The sequence below is a fragment of the Spirillospora albida genome (assembly GCF_000718255.1).
Classification (GTDB): domain Bacteria; phylum Actinomycetota; class Actinomycetes; order Streptosporangiales; family Streptosporangiaceae; genus Spirillospora; species Spirillospora albida.
In genome coordinates, this window is the sequence record NZ_JOFJ01000006.1 from 99953 (window position 1) to 113636 (window position 13684).

16 protein-coding genes are annotated in these 13684 nt (G+C 71.8%); 13 read left to right on the plus strand and 3 right to left on the minus strand.

All coding sequences use genetic code 11. From position 1 onward, the window contains the following. Nucleotide 1 precedes the first annotated feature (1 nt). The 7 genes from sufB to IE99_RS0110740 are packed head-to-tail and all read left to right on the plus strand — an operon-like array spanning nucleotide 2 to nucleotide 5852. Nucleotides 2–1408, plus strand: coding sequence for a Fe-S cluster assembly protein SufB (sufB, locus tag IE99_RS0110710; protein ID WP_425423816.1), 1407 nt, complete (start codon nucleotides 2–4; stop codon nucleotides 1406–1408). After that, nucleotides 1408–2667, plus strand: coding sequence for a Fe-S cluster assembly protein SufD (gene sufD, locus IE99_RS0110715; protein WP_084219422.1), 1260 nt, complete (start codon nucleotides 1408–1410; stop codon nucleotides 2665–2667). The genes sufB and sufD overlap by 1 nt, the downstream gene beginning before the upstream one ends. Next, nucleotides 2667–2984, plus strand: a complete 318-nt coding sequence (locus tag IE99_RS0110720) for a Rieske (2Fe-2S) protein (RefSeq protein ID WP_030167595.1) — start codon at nucleotides 2667–2669, stop codon at nucleotides 2982–2984. The genes sufD and IE99_RS0110720 overlap by 1 nt, the downstream gene beginning before the upstream one ends. 15 nt (nucleotides 2985–2999) lie before the next feature. Further along, on the plus strand, nucleotides 3000–3764 hold the full coding sequence (sufC, locus tag IE99_RS0110725; protein WP_030167598.1) for a Fe-S cluster assembly ATPase SufC: 765 nt from the start codon (nucleotides 3000–3002) through the stop codon (nucleotides 3762–3764). After that, nucleotides 3764–5026, plus strand: coding sequence for a cysteine desulfurase (locus tag IE99_RS0110730; RefSeq protein WP_030167601.1), 1263 nt, complete (start codon nucleotides 3764–3766; stop codon nucleotides 5024–5026). The genes sufC and IE99_RS0110730 overlap by 1 nt, the downstream gene beginning before the upstream one ends. Nucleotides 5027–5067: 41 nt before the next feature. After that, nucleotides 5068–5526: a Fe-S cluster assembly sulfur transfer protein SufU gene (gene sufU, locus IE99_RS0110735; protein ID WP_030167605.1), complete on the plus strand. Its 459-nt coding sequence runs from the start codon at nucleotides 5068–5070 to the stop codon at nucleotides 5524–5526. Next, a complete protein-coding gene (locus IE99_RS0110740; protein ID WP_030167608.1) occupies nucleotides 5523–5852 on the plus strand; it encodes a metal-sulfur cluster assembly factor in 330 nt (109 codons plus the stop codon). Before sufU ends, IE99_RS0110740 begins: the two co-directional genes overlap by 4 nt. Nucleotides 5853–5934: 82 nt before the next feature. Here the strand turns inward: IE99_RS0110740 and IE99_RS0110745 are convergent, their stop codons facing one another. Together IE99_RS0110745 and IE99_RS0110750 are read right to left on the minus strand one after the other, a co-directional pair. Further along, a complete protein-coding gene (locus IE99_RS0110745) occupies nucleotides 5935–7008 on the minus strand; it encodes an EAL domain-containing protein (protein ID WP_051712375.1) in 1074 nt (357 codons plus the stop codon). 116 nt (nucleotides 7009–7124) lie between these two features. Further along, entirely contained in the window at nucleotides 7125–7520 is a 396-nt protein-coding gene (locus IE99_RS0110750) for a hypothetical protein (protein ID WP_030167614.1), read from the minus strand. Between the two features lie 102 nt (nucleotides 7521–7622). Between IE99_RS0110750 and IE99_RS0110755 the strand changes: the two genes are divergently transcribed. The 3 genes from IE99_RS0110755 to IE99_RS0110765 are packed head-to-tail and all read left to right on the plus strand — an operon-like array spanning nucleotide 7623 to nucleotide 9670. Further along, a complete protein-coding gene (locus IE99_RS0110755) occupies nucleotides 7623–8261 on the plus strand; it encodes an AIM24 family protein (RefSeq protein WP_245623154.1) in 639 nt (212 codons plus the stop codon). Next, the gene (locus tag IE99_RS0110760; RefSeq protein WP_030167620.1) at nucleotides 8261–8914 is read left to right on the plus strand and encodes an AIM24 family protein; all 654 of its coding nucleotides are present in this window, start codon (nucleotides 8261–8263) and stop codon (nucleotides 8912–8914) included. Before IE99_RS0110755 ends, IE99_RS0110760 begins: the two co-directional genes overlap by 1 nt. Before the next feature lie 3 nt (nucleotides 8915–8917). Then, nucleotides 8918–9670: an AIM24 family protein gene (locus IE99_RS0110765; RefSeq protein WP_030167624.1), complete on the plus strand. Its 753-nt coding sequence runs from the start codon at nucleotides 8918–8920 to the stop codon at nucleotides 9668–9670. A 30-nt stretch (nucleotides 9671–9700) separates the two neighbouring features. Here the strand turns inward: IE99_RS0110765 and IE99_RS0110770 are convergent, their stop codons facing one another. Next, nucleotides 9701–10471: a VOC family protein gene (locus IE99_RS0110770; RefSeq protein ID WP_030167627.1), complete on the minus strand. Its 771-nt coding sequence runs from the start codon at nucleotides 10469–10471 to the stop codon at nucleotides 9701–9703. A gap of 208 nt (nucleotides 10472–10679) precedes the next feature. Here IE99_RS0110770 and IE99_RS0110775 point away from each other — a divergent pair, with 208 nt between their 5' ends. The 3 genes from IE99_RS0110775 to IE99_RS0110785 all read left to right on the plus strand — a co-directional run bounded on the left by IE99_RS0110775 (nucleotide 10680) and on the right by IE99_RS0110785 (nucleotide 13656). Continuing rightward, a complete protein-coding gene (locus tag IE99_RS0110775; protein WP_030167631.1) occupies nucleotides 10680–12278 on the plus strand; it encodes an ABC-F family ATP-binding cassette domain-containing protein in 1599 nt (532 codons plus the stop codon). Between the two features lie 116 nt (nucleotides 12279–12394). Next, a complete protein-coding gene (locus tag IE99_RS0110780) occupies nucleotides 12395–12607 on the plus strand; it encodes a helix-turn-helix domain-containing protein (RefSeq protein ID WP_021596738.1) in 213 nt (70 codons plus the stop codon). 233 nt (nucleotides 12608–12840) lie between these two features. After that, the gene (locus IE99_RS0110785) at nucleotides 12841–13656 is read left to right on the plus strand and encodes an enoyl-CoA hydratase/isomerase family protein (RefSeq protein ID WP_030167637.1); all 816 of its coding nucleotides are present in this window, start codon (nucleotides 12841–12843) and stop codon (nucleotides 13654–13656) included. Nucleotides 13657–13684: the final 28 nt, after the last annotated feature.

Sequence of the window (13684 nt, forward strand, 5' to 3'; positions counted from 1 at the left end):
TATGGCAGCCCACCCCGAGCTGGAGGGGCTCGACAGGTACAAGTTCGGCTGGGCCGACCCTGACGCGGCCGGTGCCTCCGCACGACGCGGCCTGAACGAGGATGTCGTCCGCGACATCTCGGGCAAGAAGGGCGAGCCCGACTGGATGCTCGACCTGCGCCTCAAGGGGCTGCGCCTGTTCGAGAAGAAGCCGATGCCCACCTGGGGCTCGGACCTGTCGGACATCGACTTCGACAACATCAAGTACTTCGTGCGCTCCACCGAGAAGCAGGCCGCCTCCTGGGAGGAGCTCCCGGAGGACATCAAGAACACCTACGACCGGCTCGGCATCCCCGAGGCGGAGAAGCAGCGCCTCATCGCAGGCGTCGCCGCCCAGTACGAGTCCGAGGTCGTCTACCACAAGATCCGTGAGGACCTCGAGGAGAAGGGCGTCATCTTCGTCGACACCGACACGGGCCTGAAGGAGCACCCGGAGATCTTCCAGGAGTACTTCGGCTCCGTGATCCCGGTCGGCGACAACAAGTTCGCCGCGCTCAACACCGCCGTGTGGTCGGGCGGCTCGTTCATCTACGTCCCGCCGGGCGTCCACGTCGAGATCCCGCTCCAGGCCTACTTCCGGATCAACACCGAGAACATGGGCCAGTTCGAGCGGACGCTGATCATCGCGGACGAGGGCTCCTACGTCCACTACGTCGAGGGCTGTACCGCGCCGATCTACAAGTCGGACTCCCTGCACTCGGCCGTCGTCGAGATCGTCGTGAAGAAGGACGCCCGCGTCCGGTACACGACCATCCAGAACTGGTCGAACAACGTCTACAACCTCGTGACCAAGCGGGCCGTCGCCTACGAGGGCGCCACCATGGAGTGGATCGACGGCAACATCGGCTCCAAGGTCACGATGAAGTACCCGGCGGTCTACCTGCTCGGCGAGCACGCGAAGGGCGAGACCCTCTCGATCGCGTTCGCGGGCGAGGACCAGCACCAGGACGCCGGCGCCAAGATGGTGCACGCCGCGCCGAACACCTCCTCGACGATCGTGTCGAAGTCGGTGGCGCGCGGCGGCGGCCGCACGTCCTACCGGGGCCTGGTCCAGATCCAGGAGGGCGCCTCCCGCAGCCGGTCCACCGTGAAGTGCGACGCGCTGCTGGTCGACCAGATCAGCCGGTCCGACACCTACCCCTACGTCGACGTCCGCGAGGACGACGTGGAGATGGGTCACGAGGCCACCGTCTCCAAGGTCTCCGAGGACCAGCTGTTCTACCTGATGAGCCGCGGCCTCACCGAGGACGAGGCGATGGCGATGATCGTGCGCGGGTTCGTCGAGCCCATCGCGCGCGAGCTGCCGATGGAGTACGCGCTCGAGCTGAACCGGCTGATCGAGCTGCAGATGGAAGGAGCCGTCGGCTGATGGAGCGGCGAGCCGACGAGCGAGGAACGAGTGAGGAGGCGAGCGCGACCGTGGGCACGGCGCGGCGAGCCGACGAGCGAGGAACGAGTGAGGAGGCGAGCGCGACCGTGGGCACTGGAGTCGACGTGAAGCCTCTGTCGACGCTGCACGACAGGGCGTCCTACGACCTCGCGGACTTCGAGGTGCCGACCGGCCGCGAGGAGGAGTGGCGGTTCACCCCGCTGCGCCGCCTGCGCGGCCTGCACAACGGCACCGCCGAGCCGCACGGCAAGGTCATCGTGGAGGTCGAGGCGGCGCCCGAGGCGACGGTCGAGACCGTGGGCCGCGACGACGCCCGCCTCGGCAGGGCGTACGTGCCCGCCGACCGGGTGAGCGCGCAGGCGTGGTCGGCGTTCACGCAGGCCGTCGTCGTGACCGTCCCGAAGGAGGCCGTCGCGTCCGCGCCGACGGTGATCCGGCGGCGCGGCGAGGACGCGTCGTCCGCGTCCTACGGGCACACGACCGTGATTTTGGAGCCGTTCGCCGAGGCGACCGTGGTGCTCGCGCACCGCGGCTCGGCGACCTACGCCGACAACGTCGAGTTCGTCGTCGGCGACGGCGCCCGCCTGTCGGTGATCAGCCTCCAGGACTGGGCGGACGACAGCGTCCACGTGTCGCACCAGCACGCCCGGCTCGGCCGGGACGCCCGGTTCGTGTCGCACAACGTGACGCTCGGCGGCGACCTCGTGCGGATCTCCCCGTCCGTCGAGTACGGCGCGCCCGGCGGCGACGCCGAGCTGTACGGGGTGTACTTCGCCGACGGCGGCCAGCACCTGGAGCACCGCCTCCTGGTCGACCACACCGTCCCGCACTGCCGCAGCCGCGTCGACTACCGCGGCGCCCTGCAGGACCAGGACGCGCACGCCGTGTGGATCGGCGACGTGATCATCCGGGCGGAGGCCGAGGGCACCGACACCTACGAGCTGAACCGCAACCTCGTCCTCACGGACGGGACGCGGGTCGACTCCGTGCCGAACCTGGAGATCCTCACCGGCGAGGTCGCGGGCGCGGGGCACGCGTCCGCCTCCGGCCGGCTGGACGACGAGCACCTGTTCTACCTCCAGGCGCGCGGCATCACCTTCGACGAGGCGCGCCGCATGGTGGTGCGGGGCTTCCTCGGGCAGCTCGTCGAGCGCATCGAGGTGCCCGAGGTCCGCGAGAAGGTGCGGGACGCGATCGAGGCGGAGCTGGATGTGAGGCGACGGGACGTGGAGCGCTGATGGCCTACGTGAAGGTGTGCGCCCTGGCGGAGATCCCCGCCGACGGGGCGCTCGGCGTCGAGGTCGACGACACCCCCGTCGTGCTCGCGCGGACCGGCGACGGCGTGCACGCGCTGTACGACATCTGCTCGCACGCCGAGGTCTCCCTCTCCGAGGGGGAGGTCTACGACGGCACGATCGAGTGCTGGCTGCACGGGTCCTGCTTCGACCTGCGCAGCGGCAAGCCCACCAACCCGCCGGCCACGCAGCCGGTCGCCACCTACAAGGTCAAGGTCGAGGACGGCGACGTGTACGTCTCCCTCGGCTCCGACGACTAAGGAAAACCAAGCATCATGGCCACCCTTGAGATCCGCGACCTCCACGTCTCCGTCGCCGACGGCACCGACGGGACGAAGGAGATCCTGCGCGGGGTCGACCTGACCGTGAAGGCCGGCGAGACCCACGCGATCATGGGGCCGAACGGCTCCGGCAAGTCCACCCTCGCCTACGCGATCGCCGGTCACCCGAAGTACGACGTGACCGCGGGCACCGTCACCCTCGACGGCGAGGACGTCCTGGAGATGTCCGTCGACGAGCGCGCCCGCGCCGGCCTGTTCCTCGCCATGCAGTACCCGGTCGAGGTCCCCGGCGTGTCCGTCTCCAACTTCCTGCGCTCCGCCGTCACCGCCGTCCGCGGTGAGGCGCCGAAGCTGCGGGAGTTCTCCAAGGAGATGAAGGCGGCGATGGACGCGCTGTCCATCGACCCGGTGTTCGCCCAGCGCAGCCTGAACGAGGGTTTCTCCGGCGGCGAGAAGAAGCGGCACGAGATCCTCCAGCTGGAGATGCTCAAGCCGAAGCTGGCCGTCCTGGACGAGACCGACTCGGGCCTCGACGTCGACGCGCTCAAGGTCGTCTCCGAGGGCGTCAACCGGTTCTCCGCGTCCGGTGAGACCGGCGTCCTGCTGATCACGCACTACACCCGGATCCTGCGCTACGTGAAGCCGGACTTCGTGCACGTCTTCTCCGCGGGCCGCGTCGTCGCGGCGGGCGGCCCGGAGCTCGCCGACGAGCTGGAGAACGAGGGCTACGAGAAGTACGCGAAGGCGGGCGTGGCCTGATGGACCTGCTGCCCGAGGAGCTCAAGAAGGACTTTCCGCTGCTGCGGCGCACGGTGCGCGGCGGGCGTCCCCTCGTGTACCTCGACTCGGGCGCGACGTCGCAGAAGCCCCTGCGGGTGCTGGACGCCGAGCGCGGGTTCTACGAGCGCCACAACGCGGCGCCGCACCGCGGGGCGCATCTGCTGGCGGAGGAGGCGACCGAAGCGTACGAGCAGGCCCGCGCCTCGATCGCCCGGTTCATCGGCGCCGATCCCGGCGAGATCGTGTTCACCAAGAACGCGACCGAGGGCATCAACCTCGTGGCGTACGCGATGAGCAACGCCGCCACGGCCGGCCCGGAGTCGGAGCGCTTCAAGATCGGGCCGGGCGACGAGGTCGTGGTGAGCGAGATGGAGCACCACGCGAACCTCGTCCCGTGGCAGGAGCTGTGCCGCCGCACCGGCGCCACGCTCCGCTGGTTCGGGCTGACCGACGAGGGCCGCCTCGATCTGGACGACCTCGACGACCTGGTGAACGAGCGCACGAAGATCGTCGCGCTGACGCACCAGTCGAACGTGCTCGGCACCGTCCCGCCGATCAAGCGGATCGCGGCGCGCGCCCGCGAGGTGGGCGCCCTCCTCCTGTTGGACGGCGCCCAGTCGGTGCCGCACCAGCCGGTGGACGTGACCGATCTCGACGCCGACTTCCTGGTGTTCTCGGGCCACAAGATGCTGGGCCCGACGGGCATCGGCGTCCTGTGGGGCCGCCGGGAGCTGCTGGAGGCGATGCCGCCGTTCATCACCGGTGGCTCGATGATCGAGGTCGTGCACATGGAGGCCAGCACCTTCATGCCGCCGCCGCAGCGGTTCGAGGCCGGCGTGCCGATGACCGCGCAGGCGGTCGGGCTCGGCGCGGCCTGCGACTACCTCGCAGAGATCGGGATGGACCGCGTCCACGCCCACGAGGAGGCGCTCATCGCCTACTCGCTGGAGCGGCTGACCGAGATCCCCGGCGTCCGCGTCATCGGCCCAGGCACCACCGAGGCCCGCGGCGGCGCCGTGGCGTTCACCGTCGAGGACATCCACCCGCACGACGTCGGCCAGGTCCTGGACGAGCTGGGCGTCGAGGTCCGCGTCGGCCACCACTGCGCGTGGCCGATCTGCCGCCGGTTCGGCATCCCGGCGACGACCCGCGCGACGTTCTACCTCTACAACACCCTCGCGGACGTGGACGCGCTCGCGGACGGGGTACGGCAGGCCCAGAAGTTCTTCGGAACGGCCTGACGGCGCCCCGGCCGCGGCGAGGAAAGGCTTGAAAGGACGACATGCAGCTCGAGGCGATGTACCAGGAGGTCATCCTGGACCATTACCGTAACCCCCTGCACAAGGGGCTGCGGGAGCCGTACGAGGGCGAGGCGCACCACGTCAACCCCACGTGCGGTGACGAGGTGACCCTGCGCGTGCACCTGGCGGGCTCCGGCAGGGACGCCAGGGTCGCCGACGTCTCGTACGACGCCATGGGCTGCTCGATCAGCCAGGCCAGCGCCTCGGTGATGTCCGACCTGATCATCGGGAAGTCCGTCCAGGAGGCGATGGCGGTCGGCGACGAGTTCCTGGCGCTGATGCAGTCACGCGGCCGGGACGTCCAGCCCGACGAGGACGTCCTGGAGGACGCCATCGCCTTCGCCGGGGTCTCCAAGTACCCCGCCCGCATCAAGTGCGCCCTGCTCGCCTGGATGGCGTGGAAGGACGCGACCGCCCGCGCTCTCGGAGAGACATCATGACCGAAACCACCGACACCGCCACCGCTCCCGAGGAGGAGATCCTCGAGGCGCTGAAGGACGTCGTCGACCCCGAGCTCGGCATCAACGTCGTGGATCTCGGGCTCGTCTACGGCGTCAACCTCGACGGCGAGGCCGTGACCCTCGATATGACGCTGACGAGCGCCGCGTGCCCGCTCACCGACGTCATCGAGGACCAGGCGCACAGCGCGCTGGAGGGCCTGTGCAAGGGCGTCACGATCAACTGGGTGTGGCTGCCCCCGTGGGGCCCCGACAAGATCACCGACGACGGCCGGGACCAGCTCCGCGCCCTCGGCTTCAACGTCTGACGAGCCGCACGAGCGCCGCACGAGGCCGCACCCCGCGCCCGGGTGCGGCCTCGCCGTGCGCTCTCGCGGGGCCGGCGCACGGTCAGGGGGACAGGCTGCGGATGAGGTCGGCCACGCGGACGATGCCCAGGCAGCGGCCCACCTCGTCCACGACGGTCAGGTCGTCGTAGACGCGTTCGTGCTCGTGGCCGGCGGCGCGCAGGGCGGCTATCGCGGGGACGGTGCGGGGCACCAGGCGCGGCTCGTCCGCGAGGCGGGCGGCCGGGCGGTGCGCGTGGAGGGCGTGCCCGTAGGCGCCGGACAGGCGGAGCAGGAAGCGGGTGCGGTCCACCATGGCGCGGGGCCGCTGGTGCCCGTCCACCAGGACGATGCTGGTCGTGCCGGTCTCGGTGTTGAGGGCGTCCAGGACCTCGTCGGCGGTGCTGGTGTCGGGCATCGTCACGGCCGGGAGGGTGAACTCCGAGACGCGGGGGCCGAGGCCCGGGTCGGCGGCGGGCGCCTCGCGGGCCGCGACCGGGACCGTGACCGGCATGCCGGGCCGCCACTCCGGCGGCGCGAGCGTCGGTCCCTGGACGAGCCGCACGCCCATCTCGCGGACGTGCAGGACCTGGTCCTGGGTGGCGAGGCCGGGCGCGAGGACGTGGGTGCCGAGCCGGTGCGCGAGCTCCACCAGGCTCGTCACGAGCGCGGAGCGGCGCGGGTCCGCCACCGCGCGGCGGGTCAGCTCGGGGTCCAGCTTCAGCAGGTAGGACGTGCCGTCCGCGAGCAGGTCCAGGGGGACGTGGGCGGCGCCGACGGTCGCCAGGCCGACGAGGTAGCCGGCGCGGCGCAGGCTCTTGAAGGCGGCGGCGACGGCGGGGCGCTGACCGGGCGGGAAGCCGCCCGCGACGCACAGGATGTACTCCTGCGGCCGCCGCCCGGTCTCGGTGAGGCCGTGGTGCAGCTCGCCGAGGAGCGCGTCGCCGCGCGTGAGGGTCTCGGCGTGCACGCCGATCTGGAGGGGGAGGGGGGTGCGGAGGTCGGCCGCGGCGCGGGCCGCGTCGATCGCGCGGCGTACGTCCTCGGCGGCGGGGTCCAGGTGGACGGGGGAGGTATCCGCCGCGATCGGCCGGCGCGCCTCCACCGCGACGACGGAACCGGAGGCGAGATCGACCACGGGGTGGAAGATCGCTCGCGCCGGCAGGAGTACATCCACGGATGACACAGCGGCATCATGCCGCCTGGGGACGCCCTGGATGGGACATGTCAGGAGAAGTTAACGCACCGTTCGCCTCACATGGCCCGGCCGCCGACGGCCGCCGCGAGCAGGTACGTCGTGACGGCGAGGCCGCCCAGCCAGACGTAGGGGGTGATGTCGGCGCCGCGCAGCGCCTCGACGACGAGGGCGCCCACGACGGCGACCGTCAGCACGTCGCCGGTCAGCGCGGCGGCCCGCAGGTGGGTGCGGGCGCGGTGGCCCGACCCGAACCCCTCGCCGAACGGCAGGACCGGGTCGTTGCGGCGGTAGGCGAGGTGGCCGGAGTACACGGCGAGGGCGGCGAGCGCGACGAGGGCCGTCCCGTACCGCCCGTCGGCGGCGAGGAGGGACCCGACCACCACTCCGGCGCCCAGCACGAGGCCGGGGACGGCCCACCGGCCGAGGCCCCGGCGTTCGGGTGCGATCCACATGGGGTCATCCTCCCCGATCCCCGGACGAGGCGGACCGCAACGCGCCGACACGTCGGGGACGGGTGGCCTTCCGCCGCCCCGAGCCCGGTAGGTTGTCGGCTTGTGGCGCAATTTCGACTGAACGGCACCAAGATGCTGGCCGTCGATCTCGCCGGCGAGACGATCAGGGCCCTGAACGGGTCCATGGTCGCCTACGAGGGGCAGATGACGTTCAAGCGGCAGGGCATGACCGGCGGCGAGGGGCTGCGCGGCGCCCTCAAGCGGCGGATCGCCGGTGAGGGCATGACCCTCATGGAGATCACCGGGCAGGGCACCGTCTACCTGGCGAGCGAGGCCACCGAGGTCACGCTTGTCCACCTCGCGGGCGACACCCTGTTCGCGGAGTCCGAGAGCCTCCTGGCGCTCGACGGGAACCTGCAGACCGGCGTCCACTTCGTCGGGCTGCGGGGGATGGGCACCGGCCAGGGCCTCGCGACCACCAAGGTCGAGGGCCGCGGCACGGCGGCGATCGTGTCGGACGGGCCCGCGATCGCGCTGGAGGTCACCCCCCAGACGCCGCTGTGCGTCGACCCGCACGCCTACGTCGGGCACCTCGGGCGGCTGCAGCAGGACGTCGTGACGGACGTGAACTGGCGGACGGTCCTCGGCCAGGGGTCGGGCGAGAGCGTCCAGTTCCGCTACCAGGGGCAGGGGCTGGTCTACGTCCAGCCGGCCGAGCGCGGAGGGGTGCTGGAGATCTGATGCCGGGTTACCAGGGGATCAACGCGAAGATGCTCCAGGTGCCGGTCGGGCCGGGGCACGAGGTCTTCAGCAAGCGCGGCGCGATGCTCGCCTACACCGGGCCGGTGACGTTCGAGCCGTCGGCGACGGCCGGGCAGGGGCTCGGCGGCGCCCTCGGCCGGGCCGTCGCGGGCGAGCGCTCGGCGATGATGCACGTGAGGGGGCAGGGCACGGTCCTGTTCGGGCACGGCGGGCTGCACGTCACCGTCGTCGACCTGAGCGGCGCCGACACGCTGTACGTGGAGGCCGACCGGCTTCTGGTGCACGACGCCTCACTCCAGGTCGGGACGATGTTCATGGGCGAGCAGGGCGGCGTCCGCGGCATGGTCCGGGGCGCGGTCACCGGCCAGGGGCTGTTCACGACGACGCTGTCCGGGCACGGCTCCTGCGGGCTGTTGTCGCACGGCGGCGTCATGGAGCTGCCGATCACGCCGCAGCGGCCCGTCTTCGTCGACCCGCAGGCGTACGTGGCCCACCGCGGCCAGGTGGAGAACCGGCTGGCGGTGTCGGCCGGGATGCGCGACCTCATCGGACGCGGCTCCGGGGAGGCGTTCCAGCTGCAGCTGAGCGGCTCCGGCGTCGTCTACGTCCAGGCCAGCGAGAGGAAGATCTGAACCGTGGCCGTGCAGACCTGGAACGCGGCGTCGCTCCCGTCCAACGACAACGTCAATCCCTACGCCTTCAGCGTGGACCTCGACGGGCGGTGGTTCGTGCAGAAGGGCAAGATGATCGCCTACTACGGGCAGATCAGGTTCGAGTCGCTGTCGTCCGGGGCGCTCGACGCCTTCGTGGCGGGCGCGTTCAACTCGCCGATGTACGCGGGCGACTGGATCGTGGCCGAGGGCCGCGGCAAGCTGCTGCTCGCCGACCGCGGCTTCGACGTCAACTCGTTCGACCTGGACGAGGGGAACCTCACCGTCCGGGCCGGCAACCTGCTGGCGTTCGAGCCGGGCCTGGAGCTGAAGCAGTCGATCATCCCGGGGTTCCTCACCCTGATCGGGACGGGACGCTTCGTGGCCGCGTCCAACGGGCCGGTCCACTTCGTCGAGCCGCCGATCCGGGTCGACCCGCAGGCGCTGCTGGGGTGGGCCGACTGCCCGTCGCCATGCCACCACTACGACCACTCCTACATGCGGGGCGCCTTCGGCGCCGCCCGGATGATCCTCGGGGTGGGCGGCGCGTCCGGCGAGGAGCACCAGTTCGACTTCTCCGGCCAGGGGACGGTGCTGATGCAGTCGTCCGAGGTCGTCATGAACGAGGACACGCTGCTCCGCGACCTGGAGGGCCAGATCTCCATGGTCGGGACGTCCGGCCTCCAGCGCCTCCAGAGCACCATCGCCCAGCGGCTGGCGGCCGAGCGGCAGAGCTGACGCCCGGCCGGCCGGCGGGCGGGGCGGCGGTCAGTCCGGCGCCGGGGCGGGCTTCATCAGCATGAACGGGGTGCCGAACGGGTCGCGGACGTACGCGATCCGGCCGTAGGGCGTGTCCCGGGGGTCCTCCTCGACGGTCCCGCCGCCGGCCCGCACCCGCCGGACGGCCTCGTCGGGGTCGGTCACCTCGAAGTACGTGACCCAGGACGGGGCGGCCGGGCCGGGGACGCCCGCGATCCCGCCGATGTAGCGGCCGTCGGAGCGCTTCAGGGCGTAGTACTCGGTGTCCCCGGGCGCCTCCTCCGCCTCGAAGTCCCAGACGGTGGTGTAGAAGTCGCGGGCGGCGCTGGGATCCGGCGTGACGACCTCGTTCCAGACGAACGATCCCGGCTCGTTGACGATCCGCGAACCGGTGTGGTCGCGGCCCTGCCAGAGGCCGAACTGGGCGCCCTGCGCGTCCCTGACCATCGCCATGCGGCCCTGCGTCATCACGTCCATCGGCGGCACGACGACCCCGCCCCCCGCGTCGGTGATCCGCTTGACGGCGGCGTCGCAGTCGTCGGCGGCGAGGTAGACGTTCCACCAGAACTCGGACGCGTTGTCCTCCGGGTTCCGCATGAGGGCGGCCACCATCTCGCCGCCGAGCAGGCACATCGTGTAGTGCCCGCTCTCGGCGCCGGTGTCGTGGAACCGCCATCCGAACAGCGTCCCGTAGAAGGTCTTGGCGCGCTCGAGGTCCGGGATGCCGAGGTCGATCCAGGTGGGCGTCCCGTCGGGCGGGTTGGATGTGACGTGGGTCATCCCCCCATCCTCGCCCGCACGCCGCCCGCCGCGGGGCCTCGCGGCGGTAAAGGCATGGCCAGGAGCGGCCCGCCGTCACGTACACTGGGCGGATGGTTTCGCTCCCGAGCTGACAGGCCCCCCGGCGCGCCCCGGTCGAGGACCGCGCGGCGCGCTGTTTCGTGCGCCTGTCCACCGAGCCGCGTCCGTCAGGGGAGCCCTGTTCACTGTGATCATCGCGAACGACATCGAGCTGCGCGCCGGATCCCGGCTGCTGATCGAGGCCGCGTCCTTCCGGGTGAACCCCGGCGACCGCGTCGGCTTCGTCGGCCGCAACGGCGCGGGCAAGACCACCCTCACGAAGGTGCTGGCCGGGGAGGCGCAGCCCGCGCAGGGCGGCGTGACGTCCTCGGGCACCATCGGCTACCTGCCGCAGGACCCGCGCGGCGTCGACCTGGCCGAGCTCGCCCGCGACCGGATCCTGTCGGCCCGCGGCCTGGACGAGGTGATCCGCGACCTGCGCGACGCCGAGGAGGCGATGGCGACGGCGGAGGGCGCCGCCCGCGACAAGGCGGTCCGCCGGTACGGGCGGCTGGAGGAGCGGCTGCACGTCCTCGGCGGGTACTCGGCGGAGGCCGAGGCCGCGTCGATCGCGTCCAGCCTGGGCCTGCCCGACCGGGTCCTGGGGCAGCCGCTCGGGACGCTGTCGGGCGGGCAGCGGCGCCGCGTCGAGCTGGCCCGCATCCTGTTCTCCGGCGCCGACACCCTGTTGCTGGACGAGCCGACCAACCACCTCGACGCCGACTCGATCGTGTGGCTGCGCGACTACCTGAAGGGCCACCAGGGCGGCCTCGTCGTGATCAGCCACGATGTCGACCTGCTGGACGCCGTCGTCAACCGCGTCTTCCACCTGGACGCCAACCGCGGCGTGATCGACGTCTACAACGTCGGCTGGAAGAAGTACCTGGCCCAGCGGGAGACCGACGAGCGGCGCCGCAAGCGGGAGTCGGCGAACGCGCAGCGGCAGGCGTCGGCGCTGCTGTCGCAGGCCGACAAGATGCGCGCGAAGGCGACCAAGGCCAAGGCGGCGCAGCAGATGGACCGGCGGGCCCGGCAGCTGCTCGCGGGAGTCGAGGGGGAGCGGCAGGCCGACAAGGTGGCCAAAATCCGCTTCCCGGACCCGGCTCCCTGCGGCAAAACCCCCCTTACCGCGACTGGTTTGTCTAAATCGTACGGATCCTTGGAGATCTTCACGGACGTGGACCTGGCCATCGACCGGGGCAGCCGGGTCGTCGTGCTGGGCCTCAACGGCGCCGGGAAGACCACGCTGCTGCGCATGCTGGCCGGGGTCGACAAGGCCGACACCGGCACCGTCGTCGCCGGGCACGGGCTGCGCGTGGGGTACTACGCCCAGGAGCACGAGACCCTGGACGTCGACCGGTCCGTCCTGGCGAACATGCAGTCGGCCGCACCCGACCTCGCGCCCGTCGAGGTCCGCAAGATCCTCGGCTCGTTCCTGTTCTCCGGCGACGACGTCGACAAGCCGGCCGGGGTCCTGTCGGGCGGCGAGAAGACCCGGCTGGCCCTGGCGATGCTGGTCGTGTCGAGCGCCAACGTCCTGCTCCTGGACGAGCCCACCAACAACCTCGATCCGGCCAGCCGCGCGGAGATCCTCGCGGCCCTGCGCACCTTCGCGGGGGCCATCGTCCTGGTGACCCACGATGAGGGTGCGGTGGACGCGCTCCAGCCGGAAAGAGTGATTTTGCTGCCGGATGGTGTCGAGGACATCTGGAGTGACGAATTTTCCGATCTGGTGGCGCTCGCGTGACCTGCGCGGAGCCTTCCGCAGATCTTTTCTGGCCGAGTGGGTAGCCGAACGCGCGGGAATGACTGATCATGGCGGGGGATAACGCAGCGGTCACCACATCACTACGGGAGGTACTCGTGGCCGAGACCCTGAAGAAGGGCACCCGCGTGACCGGTGCCGAGCGCGACAAGCTGGCGGCGGACCTCAAGAAGAGGTACGACTCCGGTGAGAGCATCCGCGCCCTGGCAGCCGCCACCGGCCGCTCGTACGGCTTCATCCACCGGATTCTGACCGAGTCCGGCGTCAACCTGCGCGGTCGCGGTGGCGCGACCCGGGGAAAGAAGTCCTGACCGGACGCGACCCCCGGAACGAGCGCACCGCCCGACCGTCCGCCGCGACCGACCGAGTAGGGTTCGGTCGCGGCGGCGGGACGGCGCCCGCCCCACGCCACCGGCGACGGGGCGGGCTCGGTGCGCCCACCGGGACGGCTGCCCGTCCCTCGGGGGCGTGACGGATCCCCTCCCGCCGCGCCGACCGGCCCCCGGCCGGTTCGACGGACACAGCACAGCGAAGAGGGGACGTCATGACGGACGCGACGGCGGAACGGCCGGATCCGGCCACCATTCCGGCTGAGGCCGAGCTCGCCGAGGCGGGGCTGCGGCTGGAGATCGACGGCGCGGTCGCGACCGTCACGCTGAACCGCCCGGAGCGGCGCAACGCGATGACGTTCGCCACCTGGCGGGGACTCGCCGCGATCGGCCGGGCGCTGCCCTCCGACGTGCGCGTCGTCGTGCTGCGCGGCGAGGGCCCGTGCTTCTCGGCGGGCATCGACCTCAGCATGTTCTCCGGCGGCGGCGAGGGCTTCACCGACGGCCGGGACGCGCAGGCCACCGACGCGTTCATCGCCGAGCTGCAGCAGGGCTACCGCTGGCTGCGCGACCCCCGGATCGTCTCGGTCGCGGCCGTGCACGGGCACGCGATCGGCGGCGGTTTCCAGCTCGCCCTCGCCTGCGACATCCGCGTCGTCGCCGACGACGTCAAGTTCTGCATGAAGGAGCCCGCGCTCGGGCTCGTCCCGGACCTGACCGGCACCAAGCCGCTGGTGGAGGCCGTCGGGCTGTCCCGCGCCCTGGAGCTGTGCCTGACGGCCCGCACGGTCCTCGCCGAGGAGGCGTCCCGCCTCGGGCTGGCCGAGACGGTCGTCCCGCGCGACGGCCTCGGCGCCGCCGTCGACGAGCTCGTCGCGGCGCTGCTGGCGGTCAACCCCGGAGCCGCCGTGGCGACGAAGCGTCTGCTGCTGGAGGCTCCGGAGAACACCCTGGAGCAGCAGTGCGCCGCCGAGCGCCGCGAGCAGATCGGGCGGCTCCGCGCCATGTTCGGCGGCGGCGGCTCCTCCTGACGCGGGCGGCGCCGCGTCGCCGCCCGGC